General features: G+C 43.6%; 18 protein-coding genes and 1 pseudogene. 14 read left to right on the forward strand and 5 right to left on the reverse strand.

Annotated elements, in window-relative coordinates:
* Nucleotides 1-7 precede the first annotated feature (7 nt).
* The 13 genes from BLS28_RS02970 (at nucleotide 8) to BLS28_RS03030 (ending at nucleotide 19820) form a co-directional block, all read left to right on the forward strand.
* The gene (locus BLS28_RS02970) at nucleotides 8-544 is read left to right on the forward strand and encodes a Rieske (2Fe-2S) protein (protein ID WP_090527415.1); all 537 of its coding nucleotides are present in this window, start codon (nucleotides 8-10) and stop codon (nucleotides 542-544) included.
* Between the two features lie 34 nt (nucleotides 545-578).
* Nucleotides 579-827: a DUF6755 family protein gene (locus BLS28_RS02975; RefSeq protein WP_090527418.1), complete on the forward strand. Its 249-nt coding sequence runs from the start codon at nucleotides 579-581 to the stop codon at nucleotides 825-827.
* Between the two features lie 1035 nt (nucleotides 828-1862).
* Entirely contained in the window at nucleotides 1863-4871 is a 3009-nt protein-coding gene (locus tag BLS28_RS02980; RefSeq protein ID WP_223266250.1) for a SusC/RagA family TonB-linked outer membrane protein, read from the forward strand.
* A 34-nt stretch (nucleotides 4872-4905) separates the two neighbouring features.
* Nucleotides 4906-6414 carry a RagB/SusD family nutrient uptake outer membrane protein gene (locus BLS28_RS02985; protein ID WP_091162934.1) on the forward strand — a complete coding sequence of 503 codons (1509 nt, stop codon included), beginning with the start codon at nucleotides 4906-4908 and terminating at the stop codon, nucleotides 6412-6414.
* An 11-nt stretch (nucleotides 6415-6425) separates the two neighbouring features.
* The gene (locus BLS28_RS02990) at nucleotides 6426-7535 is read left to right on the forward strand and encodes a discoidin domain-containing protein (RefSeq protein ID WP_091162798.1); all 1110 of its coding nucleotides are present in this window, start codon (nucleotides 6426-6428) and stop codon (nucleotides 7533-7535) included.
* Nucleotides 7536-7580: 45 nt separating this feature from the next.
* A complete protein-coding gene (locus tag BLS28_RS02995) occupies nucleotides 7581-8669 on the forward strand; it encodes a DUF5007 domain-containing protein (protein WP_223266251.1) in 1089 nt (362 codons plus the stop codon).
* Nucleotides 8670-8689: 20 nt separating this feature from the next.
* Nucleotides 8690-11836, forward strand: coding sequence for a SusC/RagA family TonB-linked outer membrane protein (locus BLS28_RS03000; protein ID WP_091162799.1), 3147 nt, complete (start codon nucleotides 8690-8692; stop codon nucleotides 11834-11836).
* Nucleotides 11837-11847: 11 nt separating this feature from the next.
* On the forward strand, nucleotides 11848-13371 hold the full coding sequence (locus tag BLS28_RS03005) for a RagB/SusD family nutrient uptake outer membrane protein (RefSeq protein WP_091162800.1): 1524 nt from the start codon (nucleotides 11848-11850) through the stop codon (nucleotides 13369-13371).
* 29 nt (nucleotides 13372-13400) lie between these two features.
* The gene (locus BLS28_RS03010; RefSeq protein ID WP_091162801.1) at nucleotides 13401-14123 is read left to right on the forward strand and encodes a fasciclin domain-containing protein; all 723 of its coding nucleotides are present in this window, start codon (nucleotides 13401-13403) and stop codon (nucleotides 14121-14123) included.
* 41 nt (nucleotides 14124-14164) lie between these two features.
* The gene (locus BLS28_RS03015) at nucleotides 14165-15775 is read left to right on the forward strand and encodes a DUF5008 domain-containing protein (protein ID WP_091162802.1); all 1611 of its coding nucleotides are present in this window, start codon (nucleotides 14165-14167) and stop codon (nucleotides 15773-15775) included.
* Nucleotides 15776-15805: 30 nt separating this feature from the next.
* Nucleotides 15806-17506, forward strand: coding sequence for an alkaline phosphatase family protein (locus BLS28_RS03020; protein ID WP_091162803.1), 1701 nt, complete (start codon nucleotides 15806-15808; stop codon nucleotides 17504-17506).
* A gap of 31 nt (nucleotides 17507-17537) precedes the next feature.
* Entirely contained in the window at nucleotides 17538-18971 is a 1434-nt protein-coding gene (locus BLS28_RS03025) for a PA14 domain-containing protein (protein WP_176844350.1), read from the forward strand.
* 36 nt (nucleotides 18972-19007) lie between these two features.
* Entirely contained in the window at nucleotides 19008-19820 is an 813-nt protein-coding gene (locus tag BLS28_RS03030; protein WP_176844351.1) for a PKD domain-containing protein, read from the forward strand.
* A gap of 203 nt (nucleotides 19821-20023) precedes the next feature.
* Here the strand turns inward: BLS28_RS03030 and BLS28_RS31515 are convergent.
* From BLS28_RS31515 to BLS28_RS03055, 5 genes and pseudogenes are all read right to left on the reverse strand, one after another.
* Nucleotides 20024-20212 (reverse strand): annotated as a pseudogene (locus BLS28_RS31515) (SDR family NAD(P)-dependent oxidoreductase); the annotation flags it as partial.
* Nucleotides 20213-20538: 326 nt separating this feature from the next.
* Nucleotides 20539-21417, reverse strand: coding sequence for an NmrA family NAD(P)-binding protein (locus BLS28_RS03040; RefSeq protein WP_091162806.1), 879 nt, complete (start codon nucleotides 21415-21417; stop codon nucleotides 20539-20541).
* Nucleotides 21418-21580: 163 nt separating this feature from the next.
* On the reverse strand, nucleotides 21581-22102 hold the full coding sequence (locus tag BLS28_RS03045) for a DUF420 domain-containing protein (protein WP_091162807.1): 522 nt from the start codon (nucleotides 22100-22102) through the stop codon (nucleotides 21581-21583).
* Entirely contained in the window at nucleotides 22102-22731 is a 630-nt protein-coding gene (locus BLS28_RS03050; RefSeq protein ID WP_091162808.1) for an HD domain-containing protein, read from the reverse strand. The genes BLS28_RS03045 and BLS28_RS03050 overlap by 1 nt, the downstream gene beginning before the upstream one ends.
* 57 nt (nucleotides 22732-22788) lie before the next feature.
* Complete coding sequence (locus tag BLS28_RS03055; protein WP_218134333.1) at nucleotides 22789-23295, reverse strand: carbonic anhydrase; 507 nt, start codon at nucleotides 23293-23295, stop codon at nucleotides 22789-22791.
* Between the two features lie 208 nt (nucleotides 23296-23503).
* On the opposite strand from BLS28_RS03055, the gene BLS28_RS03060 reads away from it, so the two are divergent.
* Nucleotides 23504-24112: a TetR/AcrR family transcriptional regulator gene (locus BLS28_RS03060; RefSeq protein ID WP_091162936.1), complete on the forward strand. Its 609-nt coding sequence runs from the start codon at nucleotides 23504-23506 to the stop codon at nucleotides 24110-24112.
* Nucleotides 24113-24867 lie beyond the last annotated feature (755 nt).

Below are 24867 nucleotides of genomic sequence, written 5' to 3' on the forward strand. Positions count from 1 at the left end.
ATTATTTATGGCCACAGATAAAAAGGATAATCACTGGAAAGAAGATTTTCCGGTCTATCAGCTTGAATCTACCCAGGTAAGCCGACGTGATTTTGCAAAATTTTTATGCCTCGTATCTGGTGGGTTGGCCGTTGGAAGCGGGTATGTTGCCATAAAAGCTAATTTTTTTCCGCCGGATAAAATCGTGGGTGAACACTTTGTTTGTAAGAAGCACGAACTTCCGGTAGGAGGGACCCGCTCGTTTGTGATCAATGGCAGTACTATTCCTTATATTCTTATTCGCATGGAGAATGATGAGTTTAGGGCTTATGAACAAAAATGTACCCATTTATCCTGCGCGGTTTTTTATAAACCCGGCAGCGGAAAAATTGAATGTCCTTGTCATAATGGCTTGTTCGACGCTTTTACCGGCGAAGTGCTTGCCGGCCCACCGCCCCGACCGTTACCCCGTTTAACTGTAGTGATTAAAGGGGAAGAAGTATACGTCAAAGATTTTAAACCCGATAACGACAAACCGGATCCGAATCGTCAATCCAGATCATAAGGTCATTAGCCTTTACAAACATTATAATTAAGTTATGAGTAATTTCCGCGAAGCCCAAAATCAGGCACATCCTAATAAAACCAACACACTCATGCTGGCATTGATCATGATCCTGATATTAAATGTGAGTATCCAGGTATGGCTATTGTACACCGCGCTAAATAACGCGTTAGAAAAAAATACAGATATAGCCTTCCCATCTTTTATCGCCTCATCAATTCTTTTCCTAATCGGTTTTGGCTGGTTGTATTTTTTGCCTTCGGGCCCAAGAGTAACAAAATAAGATGATATAACCCCATTACAATAATTTTATCTTTGCCCGGTTTTTATTTAATTTTTCGGTATGCTATTCCGGCGGCTATAAATTTTTCAATCTTAATATATACATGATTGGTTTACCGGTGGATGTCCGTCTGTCCGGCCTAATATCCCCGCATTTTGATATTTCCAAAGGTGAATGATGGTCACGCCGGGAAGCGGTGTGCAGTTATAACCGATGGACTTAATTCGCAGAAAGTGAGCAAGCAATATCGAAAACAAAGAACGGAAAAGACCTATTGCCGGGGCAAGAATATGAAGTGCAGGTTGCAGTACTTAACTAAAAATGTAATTCTTACATTTTATGGCTGATTTTAATTGGTTGGAACATGATTTTTTAACATTTTATCAGGATTTTACTGGCTGCACTATTGATATTTTGTGAAAAAACCTAAAGTTTTTGTTGATTTTTTTGTCATTTTTTCAATGGAGATCGATTGTTGCTACTTGAAATAATAAAAGTTTATTATTTTTTTGATATTACTTGGTAAAACGTTTTTCTTAATTATATTTGTTAAAACCAATTGTGAAAAATACTTTATTACTTAATCGTTTAAGCTACCTGAACTGCTTGTTTTGAGATTTATGTAATTATTAAATTAACCAATATCACTGACATGAAAAACATTATTTACCTGTACCTCATCTTTCAGAAGCCTATCATCTGACGGGGTTGATCCTTCGGAAAAATCTCTTGCTGAGATTTTAGGTATCAAGAATTTTATTAATTAACCTAATCACCAAAAGTGAAAAGAACGCTTGGGTATGGTCATTTTTGATGGCAAACCTGGGGGTGTATAGCTATGCGCCGCTATCAAAAATATTCCTGCCGGTTATTTTTGATTTCTGTTCTTTTCGCTTGTAAATCAGCGCTATGGAAAAAGAATTACATTCTACTTAATCTAAAGGTGCATGTCATCTGCATAACTCGTTTGCAGGCATAAAAGCACATGGCCCGTTAAATCAAAAATTATTTTACAATCTAAAAGATCCATTCATTATGCGATACTTATGGCTGTGCTTTGTGGTTTTCGCAGCAATTGCCACAAATGCACTTACAGGCTTAGCTAAGGGGAATGAGGGCAGAAAAAGCAAAGTAAAACGTCCTTTTTATAGTAAGCCTTACGTCCGTCGGGATACAACGGCAAAAGATTCATTATTAAAAGACAGCATGAATATTATTATAAAGCATACCCTTTATAATAAGCTGGCAGATAGTGTTACCAAAAAGCCTTATGATCTATCCAAATTCCCGGCTGTTTCCCTGCAGCAATTGTTAAAAGGGCAATTTGCAGGGCTGTATATACAGGAACCTTCGGGCGAACCCGGTACCGTTCAAAATATGTTTATGAGAGGGGCGCCCATGCCGCTTCTTTCTCCAAGGGATGTTTACCAATCGCAGCCACTGGTTGTACTGGATGGTATTCCGCTTGTAACAGAACACCCATTTGCATATGATATACAGCTATATAACTATAACAGGATGGGAACAGCCACCAACCCATTTGCTGGTATTGATATGAATAATATAGCCTCGGTTGAAGTGTTAAAAGATCTGTCGGCCACGGCGGTTTATGGGCCTCGTGCTGTTAATGGTGTTATCGTTTTAACCTCTAAAACCCCTATTGCCGCTAAAAGCATCACCTTTGATTCGTATATAGGTTTGGCACAGCGGCCGCATGTAACCACTATAAACGGTAAGTATGAAAATGCTTTCAGACAGCGTTTTTACGACCTTTATACTACCAATGGCAGATACTCTGATGATGAGAACTATCCCATCTACCTGAGCGATTCATTAAACAATGTTTATAGCGGGAAATCAGACTGGAGCGATCTTTACTATCGTAATGCTGCAGTTTATGGTATTAATTTTGGAATTTCCGGGGGCACAGATCGTGCTAACTTCCGTTTCTCATTGGGGGATCTGAAGAATAATGGTGTTGCTGATGGAACAGTGCTAAACCGATATAGCGCTATGTTCAACATTAATATGAAACCTATCAAATGGCTACTTTTTTCGGCTATGGTAAATGCCAACCGGATTGAGCGGCAACGAAACAGGTATCTCCGCGACAGATTTGCCCAAATCAACTATTTCCCAGATCTCAGCGCCCCGCTACCACCAAACAAAGAATTTTATGCCGACTACCTGGCGCAGTACAAAAAAGGCTTCGATAACAACAAAACAAATATTGTTGACGGCTATGCCAAAATAGGTATCGATCTCGGAAAATTTAAATTCGTAACCACCTTCAATTTAGATTATAATGAAGGCTACCGCGATGTGTTTTATGCGCGCACGCTTTTGCAGGGCAACAGCTATGCTTCCAATTATTTTGGCTTTAGCCAAAGGATAATGGCTGATAACAGGGCAACCTATGATCTGACAGTAAATAAAGTGAACGATTTCCATTTTGAACTGGGGCAATCAACGCAATGGGACATTTATAAGTACAGCAACGCCTATGCATACAAAGGAGTGAATGACTATATTAAGATAAACCTCCTGGATTCAAACCCGAAAAACCCGGACGGGTCTGATAACCCTAACTATCTCAATTCAACAGCCTTCCCCCGCGAATTGACCTATCGTTTTCTGGATAAGATCAAGCATAACCTGGTTTCGTTTTATGCAAAAACGGATTATTCATTCAAAGAAAAATACTTTCTGTCCGCAACGGTACGTGCTGATGGATCGTCAAATGCTCAGCCTACCAGCCGGTGGTTCTATTCGCCGGTATTATCTGCAGCCTGGAACATTAAGAAGGAGGTATTAGATAATAGCACTATTATAAACGACCTTATTTTGCGTGCAAGCGCAGGGAGGATCGGCCGTCTTAATGCCTTTGACAACTATGCGCAGGGGCCTCAGTATACAGCATCGGTAGGGTATACAGGTAACTTAACCGTACCTGGCTATAACGCTTTTGGTGTGCTTACCAGGCCTTACTCTACCGGTTGGATTGGTTATGGCATACCATGGTCATATTCTAATCAGCTTAATATAGGCACAGATGCCGGTTTTCTTAATAATCGTTTGCACCTTTCGGTTGATTGGTACCTGAAACAGGAAAAGAATTTGCTGATAGGTATTCCCGCTTTTGCGGAGTATGGGTATAAGCAGTCAATTGAGAGCGGTATGGCTGTAAACAATACCGGTATAGATGTATCTGTATCTGCCAATATCATCCGGAACACAAAATTTGGATGGACATCTTCATTGAATCTAAATCATAATGTCAATAAGCTCAAAGCATTGCCAAGGGGCTTAAATCAGATCATTATTGATAACAGGCTTTTAAAGGTAGGGAGCCCGGTTGATCAGTATTGGTTACTGGTAAATGATGGCATTTATAAAGCGGAAAGCGAAGTACCCGTTGTAAATGGGCAGCCACTTAAGTACAATGGCATCGCCCTGCATGCCGGCGATCCCAGATGGCGTGATATCAATGGCGACAATGTAATCGATAATAACGATAAGGTATTAAAGGGACATTCTTTACCAAAAATTTCAGGTGGTTATGATAATAATTTCAGATACGGCAACTGGAATTTAAATGTCAATCTCTATTTCAACCTGGGGCGCGACCTTATACACCAGGAAATGGCCAACCGGTTTGATTTTATTAACCGGGAAGGTAACAGCGATGTAAACTCTGTTAAAGAGATCACATTTTGGGAAAAACGCGGAGACTATAGCAAATACCCACTGTATAACCCATGGAGTACTGTTATCCCATATCGCGTTGATCAGGACCTTTTTCTTGAAAATGCTTCATTCCTGAAATTAAGAACCGTTTCCATTGGGTATGACCTAACCAAAGCAATGCGCTTAAAGAAAATCAAGCTAACCAGGTTTTATGTATATGCCACCGCAAATAATGTGTTTACTATAACCCCTTATACCGGTCAGGATCCTGAATTGGTGAATTATGATGGCTATGATACCGGTTACGGCCTGCCTATACCACGAACATATACCCTGGGTGTAAAAATGGAATTATGATATGAAAAACGATCACAAAAATCATGTTGTAAAAATGAAAAAGACATTATGTATCGTCCTGGCCCTGTTTACTGCGGCAATAACAAGCTGTAATAAAACCCTGGATATTGATTCAACAAGGGTTGTGGGCGAAAAAAACATGTGGAATAAGCTTGAAGATGCACGTGCGGGCTTATTAGGAGTGTATGCACTTACCCGTGCAGCCTTATCTGACAACGATGGTCACTGGCTTTATGGCGATGTACGTACAGGCGAATTTATTAGTCCGAACCGGCAGGACCTGAAAGCAATTGCAAGTAATCAGCTCAACGCCTCATACCCAACTGTTGACGCCTTGAGCGACTGGACGAGATTTTACGCCATAATTAATGCTGCGAATATTTTCCTTGAACGTATTGGCGATGTAAAAGCCGCCGATAAGCGCTATACAGAAAACTATTTGATAGTTGATGTTGCCCAGGTACGTTTTTTAAGGGCCTTTACCTATTTCTATATGGTAAGGATTTGGGGAGATGTACCATTCATTACCTCATCCCACGATGGCAAGTTTGAAAATCAGCCCCGCGAAAGCGGCAGCAAAATATTAGTATGGGCGCAGCAGGAAATGCTTAAAGCCGCAGCTGATCTGCCATTTGTATACAGTAACAACGATGTGCAGCAGCCCGGCAATTACTATAATGAAGATGCTACCCGCTGGGGAGGTGCTTTAGCTACAAAGAACTCAGCTTATGCGGTCCTGGCTCATTTGGCGGCCTGGCAAGGTAATTATACCGATGTAGCTACCTATACCAAGTTTGTTGAAGATAATTATGGTAAAAGCGGCATCAATTTTCAAAGCACTGAAGATCTGACCAAATCAAACGGGTTCTTTTTCAATAAAAACACCAGCCAGATGTTTGGTTTTAACTCTGACTGGGGGCATATTGACGGGTCGGTAACAGGCCACCTGGAAGAGTTAACCCTGGCCGAACCCGTGGTGAATAAAAAAGTGCCGGATATCTACATGCCTAAAGATACTATCCTGAAAATATTTGACTTGCCAAAGGATGAGCGCTTTAGTATAGATACGCTTGGTCAGCCCCGTACCGAAAGGTACTTCACCAATATCAATGGCAAGTACCCCATTTTTAGCAAAATAAAAGTGATACTGGGGGGCGTTTCTGATCCTAACTTCCGATACTTCACCAGTGCTTTGATCTTTACAAGGATAGAGGATATCGTATTACTCCGGGCCGAGGCATTGGCTGTTTTAGGGGATGTGAACGGGGCCGAAAATGAAGTTTTTAATATCATGACCCGCCGGGGGATGGGAGATCTTACGATAGACAGCGACCAGGACATTATTGATTTGATATTTAAGGAGCGCCATCGCGAATTGATGGGAGAGGGACATCGCTGGTATGACCTGGTACGCTATAATAAAATCAAGCAAAACAACCCGGCATTCATGAAACTCATCAATTCGCAGGGGATATACTGGCCTGTTTCGCGTAAGCTCATCGCTCAAAACAATCTGTTAACCCAAAACCCATTCTGGAAATAAACTGACCATATATGAAAAAGTTAAAAAAATATATGAGTGCCTTAACGCCGGTGTTGATTGCAGCCCTGTTGCAAACTGCCTGCAAAAAGGATGGCGGCTACCATGACGCTACAGGCACCAACTCAAAATTTGCGGGTAATACTTATGAGTATTTAAAAAGCAAGCCCGGTGTATATGATTCATTACTGGCGGTAGTCAACCGGATGGGACTGCAGCAAACGCTCATGGACAGCAATGTTACCCTTTTTGCGGTTACTAATCCAAGTTTTCAGCTGGCAATTAATAACCTGAATACATTAAGAAGGCAAAGCGACAAAGATCCGCTGTTTTTGGCAAAAATTGATGGCGTGCAGTTGGACACCATGGTTTCATATTATATTATCAGGGGTAAACGTACAACTGATTCCCTGCTGCTGCAGGACGGGCTTGATCTTTTCAGCGTACGTTTCGGATATCCTATGCATGGCAAGGTTTCCAAAATATCAGCTTCCGGCCTTACCGGTGGCGGCCCGGATCTTATTGAGTTTAGCAATACCAAACGCAGCAAGTTTATCAGAAACTGGTCAACCACTACCACCGGCTCCAATAATATCAGCACCAAAAATGGTATTGTTCATGTGGTAAGTCCCGATCACATTTTCGGTTTTGATGAATTTGTATCCCGATTAACCTTTGTTCCGCCACCGCCAAACCTGATGACCCTGATAGGTGGCAAGCTTACCGTTTTGAGAGATAACAATGGCGGTCCGGATAATGGCGAAGGCTCTAAAAAAGTAATTGACGGCGACGATCATACCAAGTTCCTGGCCGAACTTCAGGGACGGTTATGGATGCAGTTTGAGCTAAATGAGCCTGCCGTATCAGGGGTGTATACGCTCACATCTGCCAATGATGCACCTGAACGAGACCCCAGGGCCTGGACTTATGAAGGCTCAAATGACGGCAAAACCTGGACGGAATTAGATCGCCGGAGTAACTTCTTCTTCGAAGAACGATACCAGACCAAAGTTTTCAGGTGCCCTAACGCCACCGCTTATAAATTCTACCGGGTGGATATTTCCGAGCTGCGTGACGGGGGCCTTTTCCAACTGGCCGAATGGACCATCAATAAAGTAAAATAAGGCATGGAAGATCAAAATATCAATACATTAAAAAAACGAAAAGAGATGCAAACATTCATAAAAATGGGATCTGTAGCTCTACTATTTGCTGCAGTCGCGCTCAGTAGTTGCAAGAAGATGTATGGCATTCCCGATGAAAAAGATTATCTGAGTTCGAATGTAAACTACAGCAATAAAGTTTTTGAACCGATTTTAGGCCGAACCACTTTAATGGGCGGGTTTAATGGAGATAACTCAACCCAGCCATTAAAGTTTGAGATCATCAACGCGCGTTTTGGTGACGGTAAGCCTGTAACAGATCTTTTTCAAAAAAGGCCAACATATGTATGGACAGCGCCCTACAACGGGCTTGAAAAGAGCCTGGCCGAGATAGAGGCAAAACGCAAGCTGGAAGATCACCCTTTATTTGAAGTGCGCTCGTCGGGCGAGTTCATTATGTGGGCTTCTTCCAATAATGAGCTGATCAAGCCCAGGCCGTCTGATAGTACCAATTTTCCGCAGGATACGCGCTATTTTGACATAAAAATAACCAACACGGGTGGCAGTACTATAATTCGCGACCTGCAGGTACGCCCATTCCGCGAGCGTCCTTATGAGCCTTCTGATGACTTTAACATTTACTCCGGCATGCCTGCGCCTCATCCCAAAACGCCATATAATCCGGCCAGCCGAAACTACATCAGGCCATTTTTAAACGGGGTAATAGGCCAGGTAACCGACATCCCGCTGCAGAGTAATGACGATAAAAAGGATGTGGTGGTTTATATCCGCCCGTTTACCGGCGGTACGGGAAATTCGTTAAGGTTTAAGTTTCTGAACAAAGACTCAGTAGAGATGAATCCGGCCCTGTTTAACGAAACTACCTGGGATAAAATAGTGCATGGCTTCAACATGCAAAAAACTACAACATATGTACAATACGATGTTGCATATCCTATTCCTTTAGTTGAAATACCAACTGTATATGCTCCCGGAGGAACCAGGGACCATGCCGAATTTAAATATTCGCGAATTGGTTTTGGCGGCAGTAGGGTAGTGGCAAGCTTCGGGATAGATTTCGCTATATACAAAAAAGGCGACTGGGAGATAGTGTTCCATTTTTTGAAGGACAATCCAAAGTTTGAAGACGAATAACCGAATTAAAACTTATCACCATGAGAAAACACATACTATTTTATATAGTGCTTGCTGTTTGCACGATCTTATTCTGCGCAGATGTTCATGCACAAGCACAAAATATAACGGTTACCGGTACGGTGGTTGAAAAAGCTACCAATAAAATTTTACCCGGTGTAAATATATATATGGGCAGTAAAGGCCTGACACAAACTGATTATAAGGGAAAGTTTACCGTTTCTGTACCGGCTAACAGCACACTTACTTTTACGTTTGTAGGTTTTGTTACGGAAAAAGTAAAACTTGAGCCCGGCCAAAAAAACATAACTGTAACGCTGACTGAAGACAAAAAGGGCCTTAATGAAGTAATTATTGTGGCCTACCAAAACAGGAATAAAGAATCATCACCAGGCGCTGCGGTTACCTTAACCCAAAAGGACATCCAGGATGTGCCGGCATCAAACGTCGAAAACCTGCTACAGGGAAAAGTAGCTGGTTTAAACGTTCAGAACAATACTGGTGCTCCAGGTTTCAGGGGTTCCGTTCAGGTGCGTGGTTTATCAGCCCTGAGTGTATCCGGTAGCGGTAGTGAATCGTTCTTGCAACCTACATCCCCCCTGTATATTATTGATGGGGTACCTTTAGATGCGGATAAGGCTGCTGAATTTGGTTTTCAAACGCAGGGGCCGGGGGTAAGCCCGTTATCATTGATCCCGATAGAGGATATCCAAAGCATACAGATCATGAAGGATGCGCAGGCAACTTCCATGTATGGATCAAGGGGGGCTTATGGCGTAATCATCATAACTACCAAGCGTGGAAATTCTAAAGTACCCCGGGTAAGGTATACCGGCAACTTCTTCGTTAACGCCGTCCCACAGCTGCGTGCAACACTGGGTGGTAATTCCGAACGCCGGGCAAAAATTCAGCAGATATTATCCAATGCAACAATTATTGATGAGTTAAGGAAATTAGGGCAAACCGGGTTCCTGGCTGATAGTTTGAACGCATATTGGAACAACTCAACAAACTGGCAGTCTATTTTTTATGGTACAACGCATAACCAAAGCCATAACGTAGCCTTAGACGGAGGCAACGACCGTTTTAACTACAAAGTGAACATGGGGCTTTATTCGGAAAAAGGCGTGATCAAAAACACCGGTTTCGACAGGTATAACCTGAATATGAACATGGAGTTTAAGCCAAATGATAAATTCAGGTTCTTTGGTTCATTGTTCGGCTCGTTGGGAAGCCAGGCTAAGGGCAATGGTGTGGGCTTACTGCAACAAGGAGTGGCCTCGAACGGTCAGGCATCTACACTGCTGCCGCCTCCTTCATTTTATCTCTCACCAGATGGCGTAACATCTGCTTTACAAACCCAAAACAGTAACAGCACAAGAAATATCCGTACCAATATTGATGGTCGTTATGAGTTTATACCGGGGCTGGCACTATCCTCAAGCATCAGTTATGATTATACCTCAGATGCAGAATCAACCTTCACTCCCGCAGCTGCAAATGCTCAGTTTGCGCAGGTATATGATTATGAGGGCCGTAATTTCACATTATATAACCGTAATGCACTTACTTATGCCAAAACATTCAGCGCCGACCATACGATATTCATTAATACGTTTAATGAAATATATAAACAAGGTGGCCAAAGCGGTATCATCAGGCAAAACCGTATACCTAATGATCAATTGCAGGGGCCAGTAGGGTCGGACCCATATAACTCAAGAGGCGGAGGTGTATTGTCGAACTTTAAAAATGCAACCATCGCCTCATTTGCAGGCTCCTTTAACTACGATTATAAAAAGAAGTATGTACTGGAGTTATCATACCGCTTAGATGGTACATCCTCAAATGGCTTAGAGAATCCGTATTCCAAAAATCCTGCAGCCGGTTTCAGGTGGAATTACTACAAGGAAAACTGGTTTAAAAATTGGGATTGGCTCACTTCAGGAGGTTTAAGGTTAACTTGGGGTCAAAATATCGTACCAACTGGCAGTTTGCAAAGCATTTATGGCTTGTATAACCTTAATGGCAATTTCAACAATAATCCAACCATTGGTATTAATTATGAATTTGTGCCTAACCCGGCATTAAAGCCTACTACCACTACGCAGTACAACCTTGGGTTTGACATGACGATTTTGCAGGGTAAAGTCGACCTGACTTTTGACACTTATTACAAAAAGGTTGATAACTTACTTTTTGACCGATTTTTACCTAATAGTACAGGTTTTCAGAAAAAATCCAGCAATGACGTATCCATTGCCGATTATGGGTATGAGCTGATGCTAACGTTAAGGCCTTTAACCGGCAAGGATTTTAACTGGACGGTATCATTCAATGGCGCTATTAACCGCGATTACCTATTGAGGTTACCCGCCGAATACAACGGACAATACATCAAATTTGATTATAATAACTATCAGCACATTGTTTTCAGGGTAGGTAAAAATACATTGTCAAATTACCTGCTGGTTAACCAGGGTGTTTATTCAACCGATGGTGATGTACCGGTAGACCCTGTAACCGGTAAAAAATACCAAACCAGCGGGCTTGCCTTTAAAGGCGGCGACCCGAGGTTTAAAGATGTTAACGGCGATTACATCCTCGATGACCGGGATTATGAAATAACCGGTAACTCACAACCTTTAATTACCGGTGGTATATCGACAAATATCAACTACAAAAATTTTGGATTAAATATTTATGCCTCCTATACCGCCAAGAGAACAATATTAAATAACGCGTTATCAGACAGGTTGTCGATCATGAGAGATCCTTACGCCCTGCTGGCAGCAGTTCCATTGGACGATCTGGATATATGGCGAAAACCGGGTGATCAATCCAAGTATCCTAATCCCTATTCGTTTTCGAGGTTCAATCAGATCAGGCCACTTCGTTCCGATCAAAATTTGTGGCAGGAAGAAGGTTCATACCTAAAGATCAACACGGTTACACTATCCTACATGTTCGACAAAAAGTTTGTACGAAGGTTCGGGTTCAATAACGTTAGGGTTTATTTCTCAACCAATAACCTGGTCACATTTTCGGGATATAATGGCCCCAACCCCGAAAACGTAACTTCTCTGGGCCGGGATATATCAAGTGGGTACCCGGTACCGCGCACATATAATTTAGGTTTAAATATTGAACTCAATACAAGTAAATAAAACTCAAGATCATGAAAAAAAGTGTTATATACATTTTAGCAGCGGCAGCAAGCTTGTGTTTACCAGCCTGTAAAAAGTTTCTGAACGTACAACCCATTGATAAACTAACAGGGAATAATTTTTACCAATCGAAAGATGATGTGGTGGCCAATATTTATGATATGTCAAGAACATTTTTTGGCAAGATCAACGAGACGCATTTTATTGGTGCTACGGGCGAATATCGTTCGGGAGAGGTTTTATCTGAACCTCAGGCAGATAATGGGCCCGCACGTGCATATGTAGAGGTATTAGGCCGGAATGACCTGCTTGGGCTTATCAACGGCAATCCGCCCTGGAATTTTTACAACTTTTATCGCATTACCGACTGGACAGGCTATTACCAGGTAATACAAAGTGCCAACATCCTCATCTCGAAACTGGAAGCAGGCGTGCCCGGCGTATCAGACAGCGAAAAAAAGCAGTTTGAGGGCGAAGCGGCTTTTATACGCGGGCTTGCATACTTCTTTATGGTAAGGCTTTATGGCGACGTACCTTATTATACCGATGCTTACCATTCAACAGCTTTACCGCGCGAAAACATGGTATCTGTTTTAAACAAAAACATCGCCGACCTTAAAAAATATAAGGACGGTTTGCCTTGGACTTATTCTGATCCTGCTTTAAAAGGGGTACGTGCAAGCAGGGGCAGCGTTATCGCGCTTATCATGAACATGAACATGTGGAATGCCGGTTTCGACAAACCCAATGCAACCAAGTACTACCAGGAGACTGCAGACCTTGGGCAGGAATTGATTAAGAGCAATGCTTACAGGCTGTTACCCATCAATGAATGGGCCACGGTTATCAAAGGCCGGTCGGACGAGAGTTTGTTTGAGTTTTATCGCAGTATAAACTATGGCGATCAGAACACCAATGTTGCCCCTATTGGCGATATGTTTCTGCATTATCCATATAAAAGGCCGGAATATACGCACCGTATAAGCTTTGCCTATTTCAGGGCCGAGTATATGCAAAAACTATACTCAGGTACGGCTGACAAGCGCGCTACAATCTGGTTTAACTCAGACATCTACGCCGATAACGGAAAGTTCATGATGCTGAAATTTGCTCAAAATTCATTTGCAACCGGGGAGGAGGACGCCAATCCTGACAACACCTTTATGATATTCAGGTACGCAGGTGAAATACTGCTCTGTGCAGAAGCGCTGGCGGAACTCGGTCAGGACGATCAGGCTATTGCTTTGCTGAATAAAGTAAGGGACCGGGCAGAAGCTTCGCGCTATACCGGAGGCGGGGGCCAAGACCTTAAGGATTTTATTTTCCTGGAGAGATCGCGGGAACTGATGGGCGAGGGGCACCATTACTTTGACCTGGTACGTACCCGCAGAATTATGAACAGTGAATGGTCATATAACGTATTGACGCTGGACAAATTTAACCGTGGTGCCTGGACATGGCCAATCAGCAATAACGCCCTGGCCAATAACCCCTTCATGACATTAAATATGTATTGGGTTAACGGAGGTAATTAACCTATTCCTAAAAAGTAATGATAAGAAATATGAAAAATATAATTATTGTTTTTGCCGGGTTTTTACTGGTGCTTACCGGCTGTAAACGCGATGAGTATTATAAAGACGGAGGTAAAGCTAAGGCTGATTACCCTGCCGATATGCTTCAATACCTGCAGGATAAAGCAGTACCGTTTGATACCATTGCCCAGATCGTAAAACTGGCTGGTATGGAAGAAACATTCCGCAAAAGTGATTTTACCTTTTTTGCACCAGACGATGATGTTATAAAAAGAACCATAGGTGACTACAAAACCAGGGGCTCTTTAAATCAATTTTTGTACGAGGCCGGTCGTGATACCGTGAAAAAGCTGTCGGACATCGACTCTGCCATATGGAAAAAATATCTGCAACGGTATATGTTCAAGGGGATCAACCGGCTTAAAGATTATCCGCAAATAGATTTTAACCTGCAAAATCAGTATCCCGGAGCGCTTTATTATTCATACAGCGGCGATGTGGTGAATATTGGTGTGATATATGACGACGCGAACAACATCAAATACATTGGTCCGCGTACATTGATAATCAGTTATATCTATGACATTAATAATGCGCAAAACGTGGTTTTCGGTAATAAGGTTTCGTCATCTGATATCAAACCTACGAACGGGATAGTACATACCCTGCAATATGACGGAGCCTATTTTGGGTTTAACCGGTACGACTTTTATGAGGAAATATACTTTGCAGGCCTTCATCATTCTGAGTAAAACATTATTAACAATATTCTTTCAATGATAATAAATTGAATATGAGAAGACTTAACTATATCATCACGTTTATCCTGCTGGTGCTCATAATAGAAGCTTGCAAAAAGGATAAGACAGTTTATTCTGACCCCTATGGGGAGGGAAAGCCACCATTGGGCGTCATCCTTAGCCGCGATGCAATACCTGCACCGGCAAATGGGACGGTGGGTACCGAGGTAACATTCAAAGCCACCGGACTTATTCCTTACAAAGGCAAAATAAAGTTCATGTTTAACGGCGAACCCGGCCAGGTTACCGAAGTAACTGAATCAACTATTAAGGTAAAAGTTCCACCATTTGGCAGCACAGGTATTACGTCAATAGCAATTGACGATCAGTTAGTGCTCGGGCCGGTATTTAAGGTATCCGGATTGATTAATATCGATCCTTCTTTCAGGGCAACTGCCGGAGCAAATGGCAATGTAAACCAGGTGTATCCTCTTGCCGATGGCCGGAACCTGGTGCTGGGTTGGTTTACCAATTATGATAATAAAGGGATTATCACCCCGCTTAACCGCATTGTAAGAACATCGGCAGATGGCGAGTTTGACCGCACTTTCCGCACGGGTAAGGCAGCAAACGGATCATTATCGAGAGTAATAGAACTCGGTGGAAAATATGTGATAGCCGGAGGATTTAGCGGCTACAATCAGCGCACAGAAAACATTAGTAATATTACCACTTTAAATGTTGATGGCAGTATTGATACCATTGGCGTAAAAACCTACAGGCGCCCGTCCCAAACAGATACAACCAAATATTTTCCGAAGTTTAATGGCGGTACTAACGACTATATATCTAAAATATACAAGCATCAGAACAAAATACTGGCAACAGGGAGTTTCAGATATTATGTAAGACGGGTTTATACCGAACATAATCATGATTTTACCCGTGACACGGTGATTCTTGACAGTACGGAGATCCGGCAGATAGCCCGTTTTAACCTGGATGGGACACTTGACAAAACCTATCGTTTTAACATAGCGACAAACAAAGGCTTGCCTTCGGCAAACGGCCCTGTTGACTCGTACATGCATACCGACGCTGATCAGCTGGAAAAACTGGTGCTGTTTGGAAGTTTTACCACGTTTGATCAAAAAAACGCAGGCCGTTTAATTCGCTTAAGTGCCGATGGAAACATAGACGACTCATTTAAAACCGGGACAGGTACCGATAATAGCATTTCATCTTTAACGTACAACCCGGTAACCAAAAAATACCTGATAACAGGGATATTCAGAACATACGATGGCAAACCGGCCATCAGCATGGCGCTGATTAATTTGGATGGTAGTCTTGATCAAACTTTCGTAGCTAAAACATTTGAGGGAGGCTATCCTGGTTTTGCCCGGCAGCTTAATGATGGACTGGTAGTAGTTAGTGGCAGCTTTAAAAAGTATAATAACGTTACCCGCAATGGTTTTATGGTACTAAATACCAAAGGTGAACTTGCCGGGAATTACAATACTACAGGACCATTTTCAGGTACATTGTCTGATATCATTGAAACCAAATCGACTGATGGAAAGCGGGCGTTATTGCTGATTGGTGGTTTTGACCATTTTGATAATATTCAGGTTAGCAATATTATACGCGTTACCATCGAATAAATTTTAATTGAACTTATAATCTATAAAGAAATGCAGAACAGGAAAAAATACAAACAGATCATTTTTTCAATTATTTGTGCATTGGCTGTTGCTACAATATCATGTAATAAGGATTTTGTGCGCACGCTGCCCGATAAAAATTATACTGATACCGCCAAAGCAACATCCGGCGAACGTAAGGTTTTGTACCTGATTGTTGACGGGGCACGGGGCTCATCAGTAAATAGTGCCAATGTGCCTAATATTAAAGCATTACTGCCCAGTTCAATTTACAGTTGGGTTGCATTGAGCGATCCGGACTCGACCCGCGATGTAAGCAACTGGGCCAATATGCTAACCGGCGTAAAAAAAGAAAAGCACAAGATCTTGTCGGATGATTTTGCCGGCAACAACCTGGCAACTTATCCTGTGTTTTTTGAAAGGATAAAAGAAGAAAGACCAAATGCCAAAATCGTTTCTTTTTCCTCCTCGGCTATTTTTAAAAATAAGTTAACACAGGGTGCTGCCGTAAGCGAGTTGTATAGTACTGATGAGCAAATTAAAACAGCTGTAGTTAATGACCTGAATACCGACACGGCACAATTGATAGTTGGCCATTTTAATGATATTAAAGAAGCAGGTGTCAAATATGGATTCGACAATTCATCGTCGCAATACAAAGCTTCTATCGAAAAATTTGACGGTTACGTAGGTGAGATTATTAATGCCCTGAAAAAAAGGAAAAATTATGCCAATGAAGATTGGCTGGTAGTGATTGCGTCGAGCGGTGGTGGTAAATTCAATATCCCGGTTACCGAGAACGATAATACAGTTTTCAGTAACACCGCCGCCAATACATTTACTATCTATTACAATCCAAAATATAAACAAAGAATAATAGGTAAACCATTTACCGGCAACAGGTATTTGGGGCGCACAGTACGTTTGAAAGATACGGGAGTGAGAGCCGAGATAGATACAGCTGATATCTTTAACATCGATGATACTACCAAGTTCACCATCGAGCTAAAAGTTAAGAAGAATGAGGATAAATTCTTTTGGCCAAGTATTCTCGGGAAAAGAGCGCAATGGTCGGCAGGTCATCCGGGTGTTGGCTGGGTGATTTATCTGGAAGATGCTTACTGGTATTTTGAATACCGGGGGACTAAGGATAACGATTATCATCAATGCCGTGGCGGCGATTTACAAAAGGGCAGATGGCAAAACCTGTCGGTTAAATGTGAAATACGCGCGGGCAGACGATATATCAGAACGTATACCGACGGGGTTTTTAATAATGAGCTGGATGTAACCTCATCAGGAAGTTTTAGTAACAGTAGCCCTTTAAAGTTAGGCTATTTAAATGGTACCGGGCATGGTACACCTGATGTGTATGTAACCGACATCAGATTTTTCAAGGTCGACGTACCCGATGCCGTGATTGGAAATTATGCCTGCGAAACATCCATTAGCGAAGGTCATCCTTATTATACCTTTTTGGCAGCATATTGGCCGGGCACAGATGGCCAGGGCGACAAGATCAGGGATGTTGGCCCGCAGGCCCGCGACTTTCAATTAAAAGGCCCTTATCAATGGGAAGATTTTAATGATCTGATTTGTCCGCCGCCGGCAGGGGCACTGGCCATATTTGTTCCGCAAACGGCAGATATTCCGGCACAAATAATAAACTGGTTCAGAATACCTAACAGGCAGGCCTGGGGGCTTGACGGCCGCGTTTGGCTTGATCAGTAAATTTAACCATTACAAACTAAAATATTTGATGATGAAAAAATACAGATATATCTTGTTTATCGGGTTAATTGCCCTGATAGCGGGAGCCTGCAAGCAAAATGATCTTGATGAGCTGAAGCCAATTCAAAATACCGACAGAAACGTTTCCGGCGCAGGAGCCAATACTGGTGATGCAACTGCTGGTAACGAAATAGTTAAAGTTCCATTTAAAATATCCTTATCAGGACCGGCAACCAAAGCATTCCAGGTAGGTATAACATTTAATAATGATACGGTAACCAAACTGATAGCAAATGGTACACTTAAAAATACAGTGGTATTACCTGCGGGTGCAATTGATTATCCCGGCGTAATCAATGTAGCATTTGGGTCAGATACAGCAACTGCCGTTGCCAGCGTCAGGTTATCGGCCATAGAAGCTAACTATGGCAAAAACATAGCTTTTGCATTTAAGCTTACGAATCCGGGTAAAGGCAACCAAATTAAAGGATCGCAATCAAATATCCTGGTGGTGCTTGATACCAAAAAGCTTATTAAAGAGAGTGATATTCATTATGTGTCGCTTTTGAATGGCGGTGGCATTATGGATGTTGACTATCAGAAAAACTACACTACGTCGCCTGCAGGTATCACTATTCCGTTAACTGTAAACCTGGCAGGTGTACCGGCCGGTGCGTTTAATGTTCATGTGAAATTAAACATGGATACCATTACAACTTTGGTAAGTAAAAAAGTGCTGCCTGATAACACTATCGCACTTAACCCCGATCAATTTTCTATTGATACCCTGATTAGGGTAAATTCCAACGCCAGTACAGCGGTGGTACGCTTATCAATAGGATGGCCTGTTTTTGATGCCAATATAGTTGCCAATAAACGTTTTGGTTTTGTGGTGAGTTTGGTTAATCCGTCAAAACATATATTGCATCCAATAAAAAGCAAGTTGATCGTTTTGGTGGAGCCAGAGGTTAACCTTGATAATAACTCTTACATCACCGGAAACGGAACAGGCTTAAAAGCGGAGTACTTTTCAAACAACCAACTGCTTGATTTTGATGGCAGAAAGCCCGATCTGGTACAAATAGAACCCACTATTGATTGGCCTAATGACGGGGTTTGGCAAGCCGCCATACCAAGTATAAGTCATGATAATTTCTCGACCAGGTGGACTGGCGAGTTCCTTGCACCCGTTCGGGGTGAATACGTGTTCTGGCAGAACGAATGGGACGACGGATCAAGATTATATATAGATGGCAAGGCCATTATTAATGATTTCACTACCGAGTGGGATAAGGATAGCCGTACCGCCAAAATATTTCTGGAACGCGGTAAACGCTATAAAATAGAAGCCGATCATCGCGAAAACGTGGGTGGCCAGCGTGCACGTTTAACTTTTGAAGTTCCGTCGGCCGGCATCAACGGTAGAAGAATAGTACCACAAAGCCAATTATTCCCCGCCCCTTAAGCCAGCTACGCTAATTGATCAATGAAAATTAAGGACATGAAAAAAACATTGCATATTATCTCGGTATTTTCAACGGTAGCCCTGTTGTTTGCCGGGTGTAAAAAAGATAAGCCAGCGCCCCAACCCGAACCAGATGAGCCCAAACCCATCGCAGGTTTCACAGTGGCCCGGACAGATAGCGTTGATTTTTTAAGCTATCAGTTTACCAGTACATCCATCAATTATAAAGATATCCTGTGGCAATTTGGCGACGATAGCACATCGGCAGAAAAAGCACCGAAGCACAGATATGCCTTTGATGGCTTATATCACGTGACATTAACGGCCAGAAATTCACAGGGATACTCAGCTGCCCGGGAAATAATATTGAACGTTGCCGACCCTAATTTTGACCGCACCAAGGTTGGTGAAAGTTATTTTGCTACCATAGGCGGTACATTGACTGTATCACGCGACAATGGCGGCGGCCCAAATGCAAATGAGGGGTCACTAAAAGTGGTTGACGGCGATCCGAATACCAAGTTTTTTCAATCAGGGTTCTCAGGCGACCTGGTGATGAAATATGAGCTTAAAACACCTGCCGTTGCAGGAGCATATACCATGACATCGGCAAATGACTCTCCTGACCGTGACCCGAAAGGATGGATCCTCCAGGGTTCTGAGGACGGAATACGCTGGATAAACCTGCACAGCAAGAACAACGAAGTTTTTGCCAACCGCTTTCAACGGATCTTATATCATTTTAATAATAATGTTGCCTATAAATTTTATAGGATAAGCATTAAGACCAATAATGGCAGTCGTGACTTCCAGATGGCTGAGTGGACGGTTAATAAAAAGCAGCCATAAAATTGGTTATTTGTAACAACGATCCATGGAATGTTCGATCTGATGTTACGTAAGTTCATTCGCATGGTCAACAGTTTTAAGGAATAAGGCCCGGGAGTGTAGTATCCGGGCTTATTCCTTAGGTATTCGATCGTATAAAGTGTAGTAGCATAACTTAATCCGTCAATTATCAACACTTATGCTAAGTTGCTTTCACTAAACTATCACCAGCCGGTGATGATGTGCCCTGACTTTCTTCCCCGCATACCTGGCAACACCGCGCGGACCAGGTTCGGCACACCGAACACATTGGTGTAATACTGTCGCCTCACTTCTTCATTCGAAGCTTCTTCAATGGCGCCAACGATGCCGAAACCGGCATTATTGAGGAGGACATCGATCTGCCCGAACTGCTCGAGGGCCTTGCTGCCCCCCTTGTTTTACTTCGGCCTCTTTGGTGACATCCAGAATCACAACCAACAGGTCTGCCGGGTTGCCCAGGGCAACCTTTAGGCCGGCGGCATCATTACGGACGGTAGCAATGACCTTGTCGCCCGCTGCAAGAACGGTTTTAACGATTTACAGGCCTAAGCCTTTGCTGGCACCTGTGATTAGCCGAATTTTCTGTTTCATGGTTTTGATTTTAAATGATTTACCGATTTCTTATGCACCAAAGGTAGCCCGGTGCCGGCCAGTGCTGCTAACCCGGATCGCACGAATACTGGCACAGATTTACCGTTTAGCTGAACACCGCTTTGTTCTTTCTGAAAAAATGGGACAGTGTCTCCGGCTGCTGGCCGGTGATGGTTTCAATTAGGTCGTTTGTCCCGGCGAAAACGCCGTTTACACAATCTTCCGCGACGTGGGTCACGTGCTGGATGAAATGTTCGCTGGCCGGTCTTTTGGCATTACATTCAAAAAATTGAGCTATGGTCACGGGTTGGTACCGGATCGTTCTTCCCAGTTCGCCGGATATGACCGCAGCCATTTCTGCCAGGCTGTATTCCTGCGGGCCGTAAAGCCGAAGGATCTGCCCGGCATAGGGGGTTATATTGGTGGCTACTTTGGCGACTACGCGCCCCAGGTCCGCAGAATCAACCGGTGCCCAACGTCCGTTGCCGAAAGGCAATGCGATTTCGTTGTTTTCCCGGATTAGGTCGCGGATATACAAGAACCAATCGTCAAAAAAGGTAGGCCTTAAATGAACGCTGGGAATGCCGGTAGCGTTGAGCAATTGCTCTCCTGCCCAATGATCCTGGGCTGCGTTGCTTTTGGCTTCTCGCCTGGCGGATATCTGCGACATATTGACGATGCCTTTCAGTCCATTCTCCTTAGCGGCTATGGCAAAATAAGCGGTAGCCTGTAATACGCCGGGCACCAAAACGGGGTAACACAAGTATGCGGTGTCGATGCCCTGCATGGCTGCAGTGATGTCGTCGAGGTTCAACAGGTCACCGGCTACCACCTCAACGCCTTTGGCAGCCAGTCGCGCCGAACGTTCATCCGGTTGATGGACGAGCGCCCGCACTGGATAGCCCATTTTTAATAGTTCATCGATGGCGGCGCCACCACTCTTGCCGGTCGCGCCGGTGATGAGTACTTTGATTTGCTTTTCCATTTGTTTTATATTGAATGATCAAAGATAGCCCGGACCTGGCGGGGGCTGCTAACCCGGAATGCTGAATTACTGACACAGATTGTCGGGGCTTTAAGGAGGCATTATTGTTTGGTAAGTAAATCAACTATTGGCTAACCAGCCCTGCAGTACAGGGCTGGTGTCATTAATGCGCGTAATATGGTGAGATCATCAGGTAAACGATAACACCCGTAAGGCTGACGTAAAGCCAGATGGGCATTGTCCAGCGGGCCACTTTATGATGACGGTTGATCTCGTCTTTGAGGGCCAGCGCTATGGTGTATATCGCCAGCGGTACGATGATGATGGCCAGGAGGATATGCGTGGTAAGGATAAAATAATACACATATTGCAGGGTGCCTTTGCCTCCGTATCTGGTAGATGGTGTGGTAAAATGATAGGCCAGGTAGCTGATTAGGAACAGGCTGGTCGCGGTAAAGGCGATTCCTATGAAACGCCGGTGCCAGTCGCGGCGTTTACGCCGAATGGCTATCAGTGCGGCCAGTAAGGCCACAAAGGTAAGGCCATTTAAAATGGCATTGATCTGTGGCAGTAGCATAATTTTTATGCCGCCAGGTAGTGCTGCTTTGGGTAAAAAAGCCGAGAGGGCGATCAATCCGTTGATCGCCAGGGCCAGCGCCCAGATCCATCGTTGGTAGTTTTTCATTAGTCGGCAAAAGGGGCGCTATTAAAAAAGGCCTGCGGAACTGGGATGTTGAGCTGGCCGGTCCGGTGATGCTCGATGCAGGCGCACATATGGAAACGGTGCGGGTAGGGCTGCTTACGTTCGAACTCGTTCTCGAACAGTTCGAGGAAGCCTTGTTTGAAACCCAGCCGTGGATAATGCTGTACGACATCGTCTACTGCCTGGGCATCCAGTTCGAACCCAGCCGGCAGCCCGGTAATATCATAAAGGATGCCGTATTGCAGCATGCGCGTCGCATCATCTTTAAACAGGTTAAGGTCGCCAACGTGCAGCGCGATGTTGTGCCATACTTTCCAGGCGCGCTCGTCGCTCACGCCGTGTTCAAGCAGGAATTGCCTTGCGGCTTCGGCGCCTTCGATCTCGAAGCGGTTTTGGCCGGGCACGGATGATGTAAAACCGAGATCATGCAGAACAGCGGAAAGAAACAGAAGCTCCTGGTCTGCCGCTACCTGGTGCTTTTTGGCGAACAGGTCGGCAAAATGATAACAGCGCATAACGTGGTTGAACAGCATCGGGCTGGAGACGCTGCGTGCATAAGCTTCCGCCGCGCGGACCGGTGGTGTATCCGGTTTTAAAATTATTGAATTCATGAACTAAAGATTAAAATGAACAGGCGGGTCGCCGAACAAGGCTCGCCTGCTTGCAGGTTATTGATTTTCGCCCGGGATATCACGGGCGATCTCGGTGAGCTGACCGCTGTTGATCTCATAAAAGAAACCATACAATTTGATATTTTTGGGCACCAGCGGACTGTTGCGCAGCAGTTCCAGGTCGTGTTTAACGGATTGCTCGAAGTCAAGTATGGCCATGCTGTCATGATCGATCAGTGTTGCGATGTCGGCATGGTGATGCTCATGAAACGAATGAATGAGATGTTCCGGCTCAAAGGCGGTAGCGCCACAGAACGAGTGGTGAACCACAACTACCTTCTCAAAATGAAAGAGATAGTCCATAGTAGCGACGGATTGCAGCGCAGAGAAGGCGCGGCCGCCGGCATTGGATACCGTGAACATCGTGCGGGTATTACCCACCCGGTTACCGTCGGCGTCAAGGATGTTTTCGCCCGGGTACACTTCGTCTCCGAAGTAGTTGGCCACCGCTTGCGGTATTTCCGAAGCGCGGGGGTCGAAGCAATGAATGACTATGGTTTTCATGGGAATGGCTTGATTAAAGCCTTCGAAATGTTCTTGGTCGAACCAGGGTTGCTTCCTGAATTCGAATTGACTAAGATTTGTCATGTCTGTGAATTTTGTTGGATCAAAAGTAAACAGATCTGTATACTTTTGCAATTAAAAGTAAACAGAACTGTCTACTTTTACATTCCGCTGATAATCCATGCACTTAAAATTTTTAATTTTGAATATGGCAGATACACTTAGCTCCTTCAGGGATTTGCGGACTGAGAAGATCGAAGAACTGAAACCACGCGAACGGATACTAAAGACCGCGATTCGTCTTTTTAATGAACATGATGTACACACGATCGGCATTGACCGGATCATTGCGGAGAGCCAGGTATCTAAAAGAACTTTTTACAGTTATTTCCCTTCAAAATCTGATCTGACCGCAGCTTACCTGGAGTTTTGGGACGCTTTCCGGTTTGATATTCTGGAAAAACGGGTGGGGGCAGCAAGTAATGAGCCTAAAGCGGAGTTGTTGGCTGCTTTTGACGCGGTGGATGACTGGATCGCGGACCCGGATTTCAATGGCTGTGTTTTTACGCGTGGCTTGAGTGATTTTAGCACAGACGAAGAAAAGCCGCTTCGGGCAAAGGTAGACCGGCACCTGGAAAAAGCATCAGCGTTTATTCAGGAACGTTTAAGTCAATTGGTTGAACCTGCTCAGGCCAAAACCCTACTACCACAGTTACTTAGTCTCATCCTGGGAGCAATGGTGGTAGCACAGGCGACCGGTCGGAAAGACACGGCGAAACTCAACAAGGCTGCGGCGACACATTTGCTCAACGTCTGATCACCTAACCGTTGATTACTTGAATGAAGCCTAAACTCCATCGGCGATTGTCGTGTCTTAGTGGATATCCAGGAGCCATTGATCAATGTGTTCCGGAGAAGGGATCATTGCATTCTGTAACACTTTTACATACTATCTTTCTGAATTACATATTTAAATTTAGGTATTATCGACACAACTGTTTATCTGATGAACGCGAAATAACGTGGTCAGGTATGCTGCAATCTCCACCAAGTAGCCTTTTTCAAATTCTCGAACCGCGTAAATCTTCTTAAATGCTTGATGAAAAATGCATTGATTCTATCAAGTGGTTAACTGATTCGAAAAGCGCCCACTTGGATTTTTCTATTTGTTTTGTATACAAGACACATTTAAGGCTTTTCACTTTACCAACGGCAATAGGTGTCCCAAGTGGGATATAGGCAAATGTGGACCGAATAGATTTTTTGCATTGCGGATTTTATGATTAGTAAAGGAATTAAAAAAAACGGCATTTAAATCAGTTTTACTTTCGCGCTTGTTGCAAATACATTAGAGTTTGTTGCGTTGATTGACTCAAAAAACGCTTGATCTGGCTTAATCTATGTAGCTGCGGAGCTTTTTTCAAAAAATATTGAATTCCGCAACGGTGGGCAGGTGGTTCCATTTTTCGCTATAGATGCTCACGCGGTGCTGGAAGTAAATATGAGTAATAGTGCTAAAAAGCGGTATCAATGTCGTGAAGGAAAAAGTTGTTGAGGCATACAGCGAAAAAA

The sequence above is a fragment of the Mucilaginibacter gossypii genome (genome assembly GCF_900100945.1).
GTDB classification, from domain to species: domain Bacteria; phylum Bacteroidota; class Bacteroidia; order Sphingobacteriales; family Sphingobacteriaceae; genus Mucilaginibacter; species Mucilaginibacter gossypii.

Bases quoted from the DNA above. Each gene is read 5' to 3' on its own strand.
- BLS28_RS03050 (WP_091162808.1), bottom strand. From the start codon at position 22,731: ATGAATTCAATAATTTTAAAACCGGATACACCACCGGTCCGCGCGGCG.
- BLS28_RS02970 (WP_090527415.1), top strand. From the start codon at position 8: ATGGCCACAGATAAAAAGGATAATCACTGGAAAGAAGATTTTCCGGTC.
- BLS28_RS03060 (WP_091162936.1), top strand. From the start codon at position 23,504: ATGGCAGATACACTTAGCTCCTTCAGGGATTTGCGGACTGAGAAGATC.
- BLS28_RS02980 (WP_223266250.1), top strand. From the start codon at position 1,863: ATGCGATACTTATGGCTGTGCTTTGTGGTTTTCGCAGCAATTGCCACA.
- BLS28_RS03000 (WP_091162799.1), top strand. From the start codon at position 8,690: ATGAGAAAACACATACTATTTTATATAGTGCTTGCTGTTTGCACGATC.
- BLS28_RS03015 (WP_091162802.1), top strand. From the start codon at position 14,165: ATGAGAAGACTTAACTATATCATCACGTTTATCCTGCTGGTGCTCATA.
- BLS28_RS02990 (WP_091162798.1), top strand. From the start codon at position 6,426: ATGAAAAAGTTAAAAAAATATATGAGTGCCTTAACGCCGGTGTTGATT.
- BLS28_RS03025 (WP_176844350.1), top strand. From the start codon at position 17,538: ATGAAAAAATACAGATATATCTTGTTTATCGGGTTAATTGCCCTGATA.
- BLS28_RS03005 (WP_091162800.1), top strand. From the start codon at position 11,848: ATGAAAAAAAGTGTTATATACATTTTAGCAGCGGCAGCAAGCTTGTGT.
- BLS28_RS03010 (WP_091162801.1), top strand. From the start codon at position 13,401: ATGAAAAATATAATTATTGTTTTTGCCGGGTTTTTACTGGTGCTTACC.
- BLS28_RS02985 (WP_091162934.1), top strand. From the start codon at position 4,906: ATGAAAAAGACATTATGTATCGTCCTGGCCCTGTTTACTGCGGCAATA.
- BLS28_RS02995 (WP_223266251.1), top strand. From the start codon at position 7,581: ATGCAAACATTCATAAAAATGGGATCTGTAGCTCTACTATTTGCTGCA.
- BLS28_RS03020 (WP_091162803.1), top strand. From the start codon at position 15,806: ATGCAGAACAGGAAAAAATACAAACAGATCATTTTTTCAATTATTTGT.
- BLS28_RS03040 (WP_091162806.1), bottom strand. From the start codon at position 21,417: ATGGAAAAGCAAATCAAAGTACTCATCACCGGCGCGACCGGCAAGAGT.
- BLS28_RS03030 (WP_176844351.1), top strand. From the start codon at position 19,008: ATGAAAAAAACATTGCATATTATCTCGGTATTTTCAACGGTAGCCCTG.
- BLS28_RS03055 (WP_218134333.1), bottom strand. From the start codon at position 23,295: ATGAAAACCATAGTCATTCATTGCTTCGACCCCCGCGCTTCGGAAATA.
- BLS28_RS03045 (WP_091162807.1), bottom strand. From the start codon at position 22,102: ATGAAAAACTACCAACGATGGATCTGGGCGCTGGCCCTGGCGATCAAC.
- BLS28_RS02975 (WP_090527418.1), top strand. From the start codon at position 579: ATGAGTAATTTCCGCGAAGCCCAAAATCAGGCACATCCTAATAAAACC.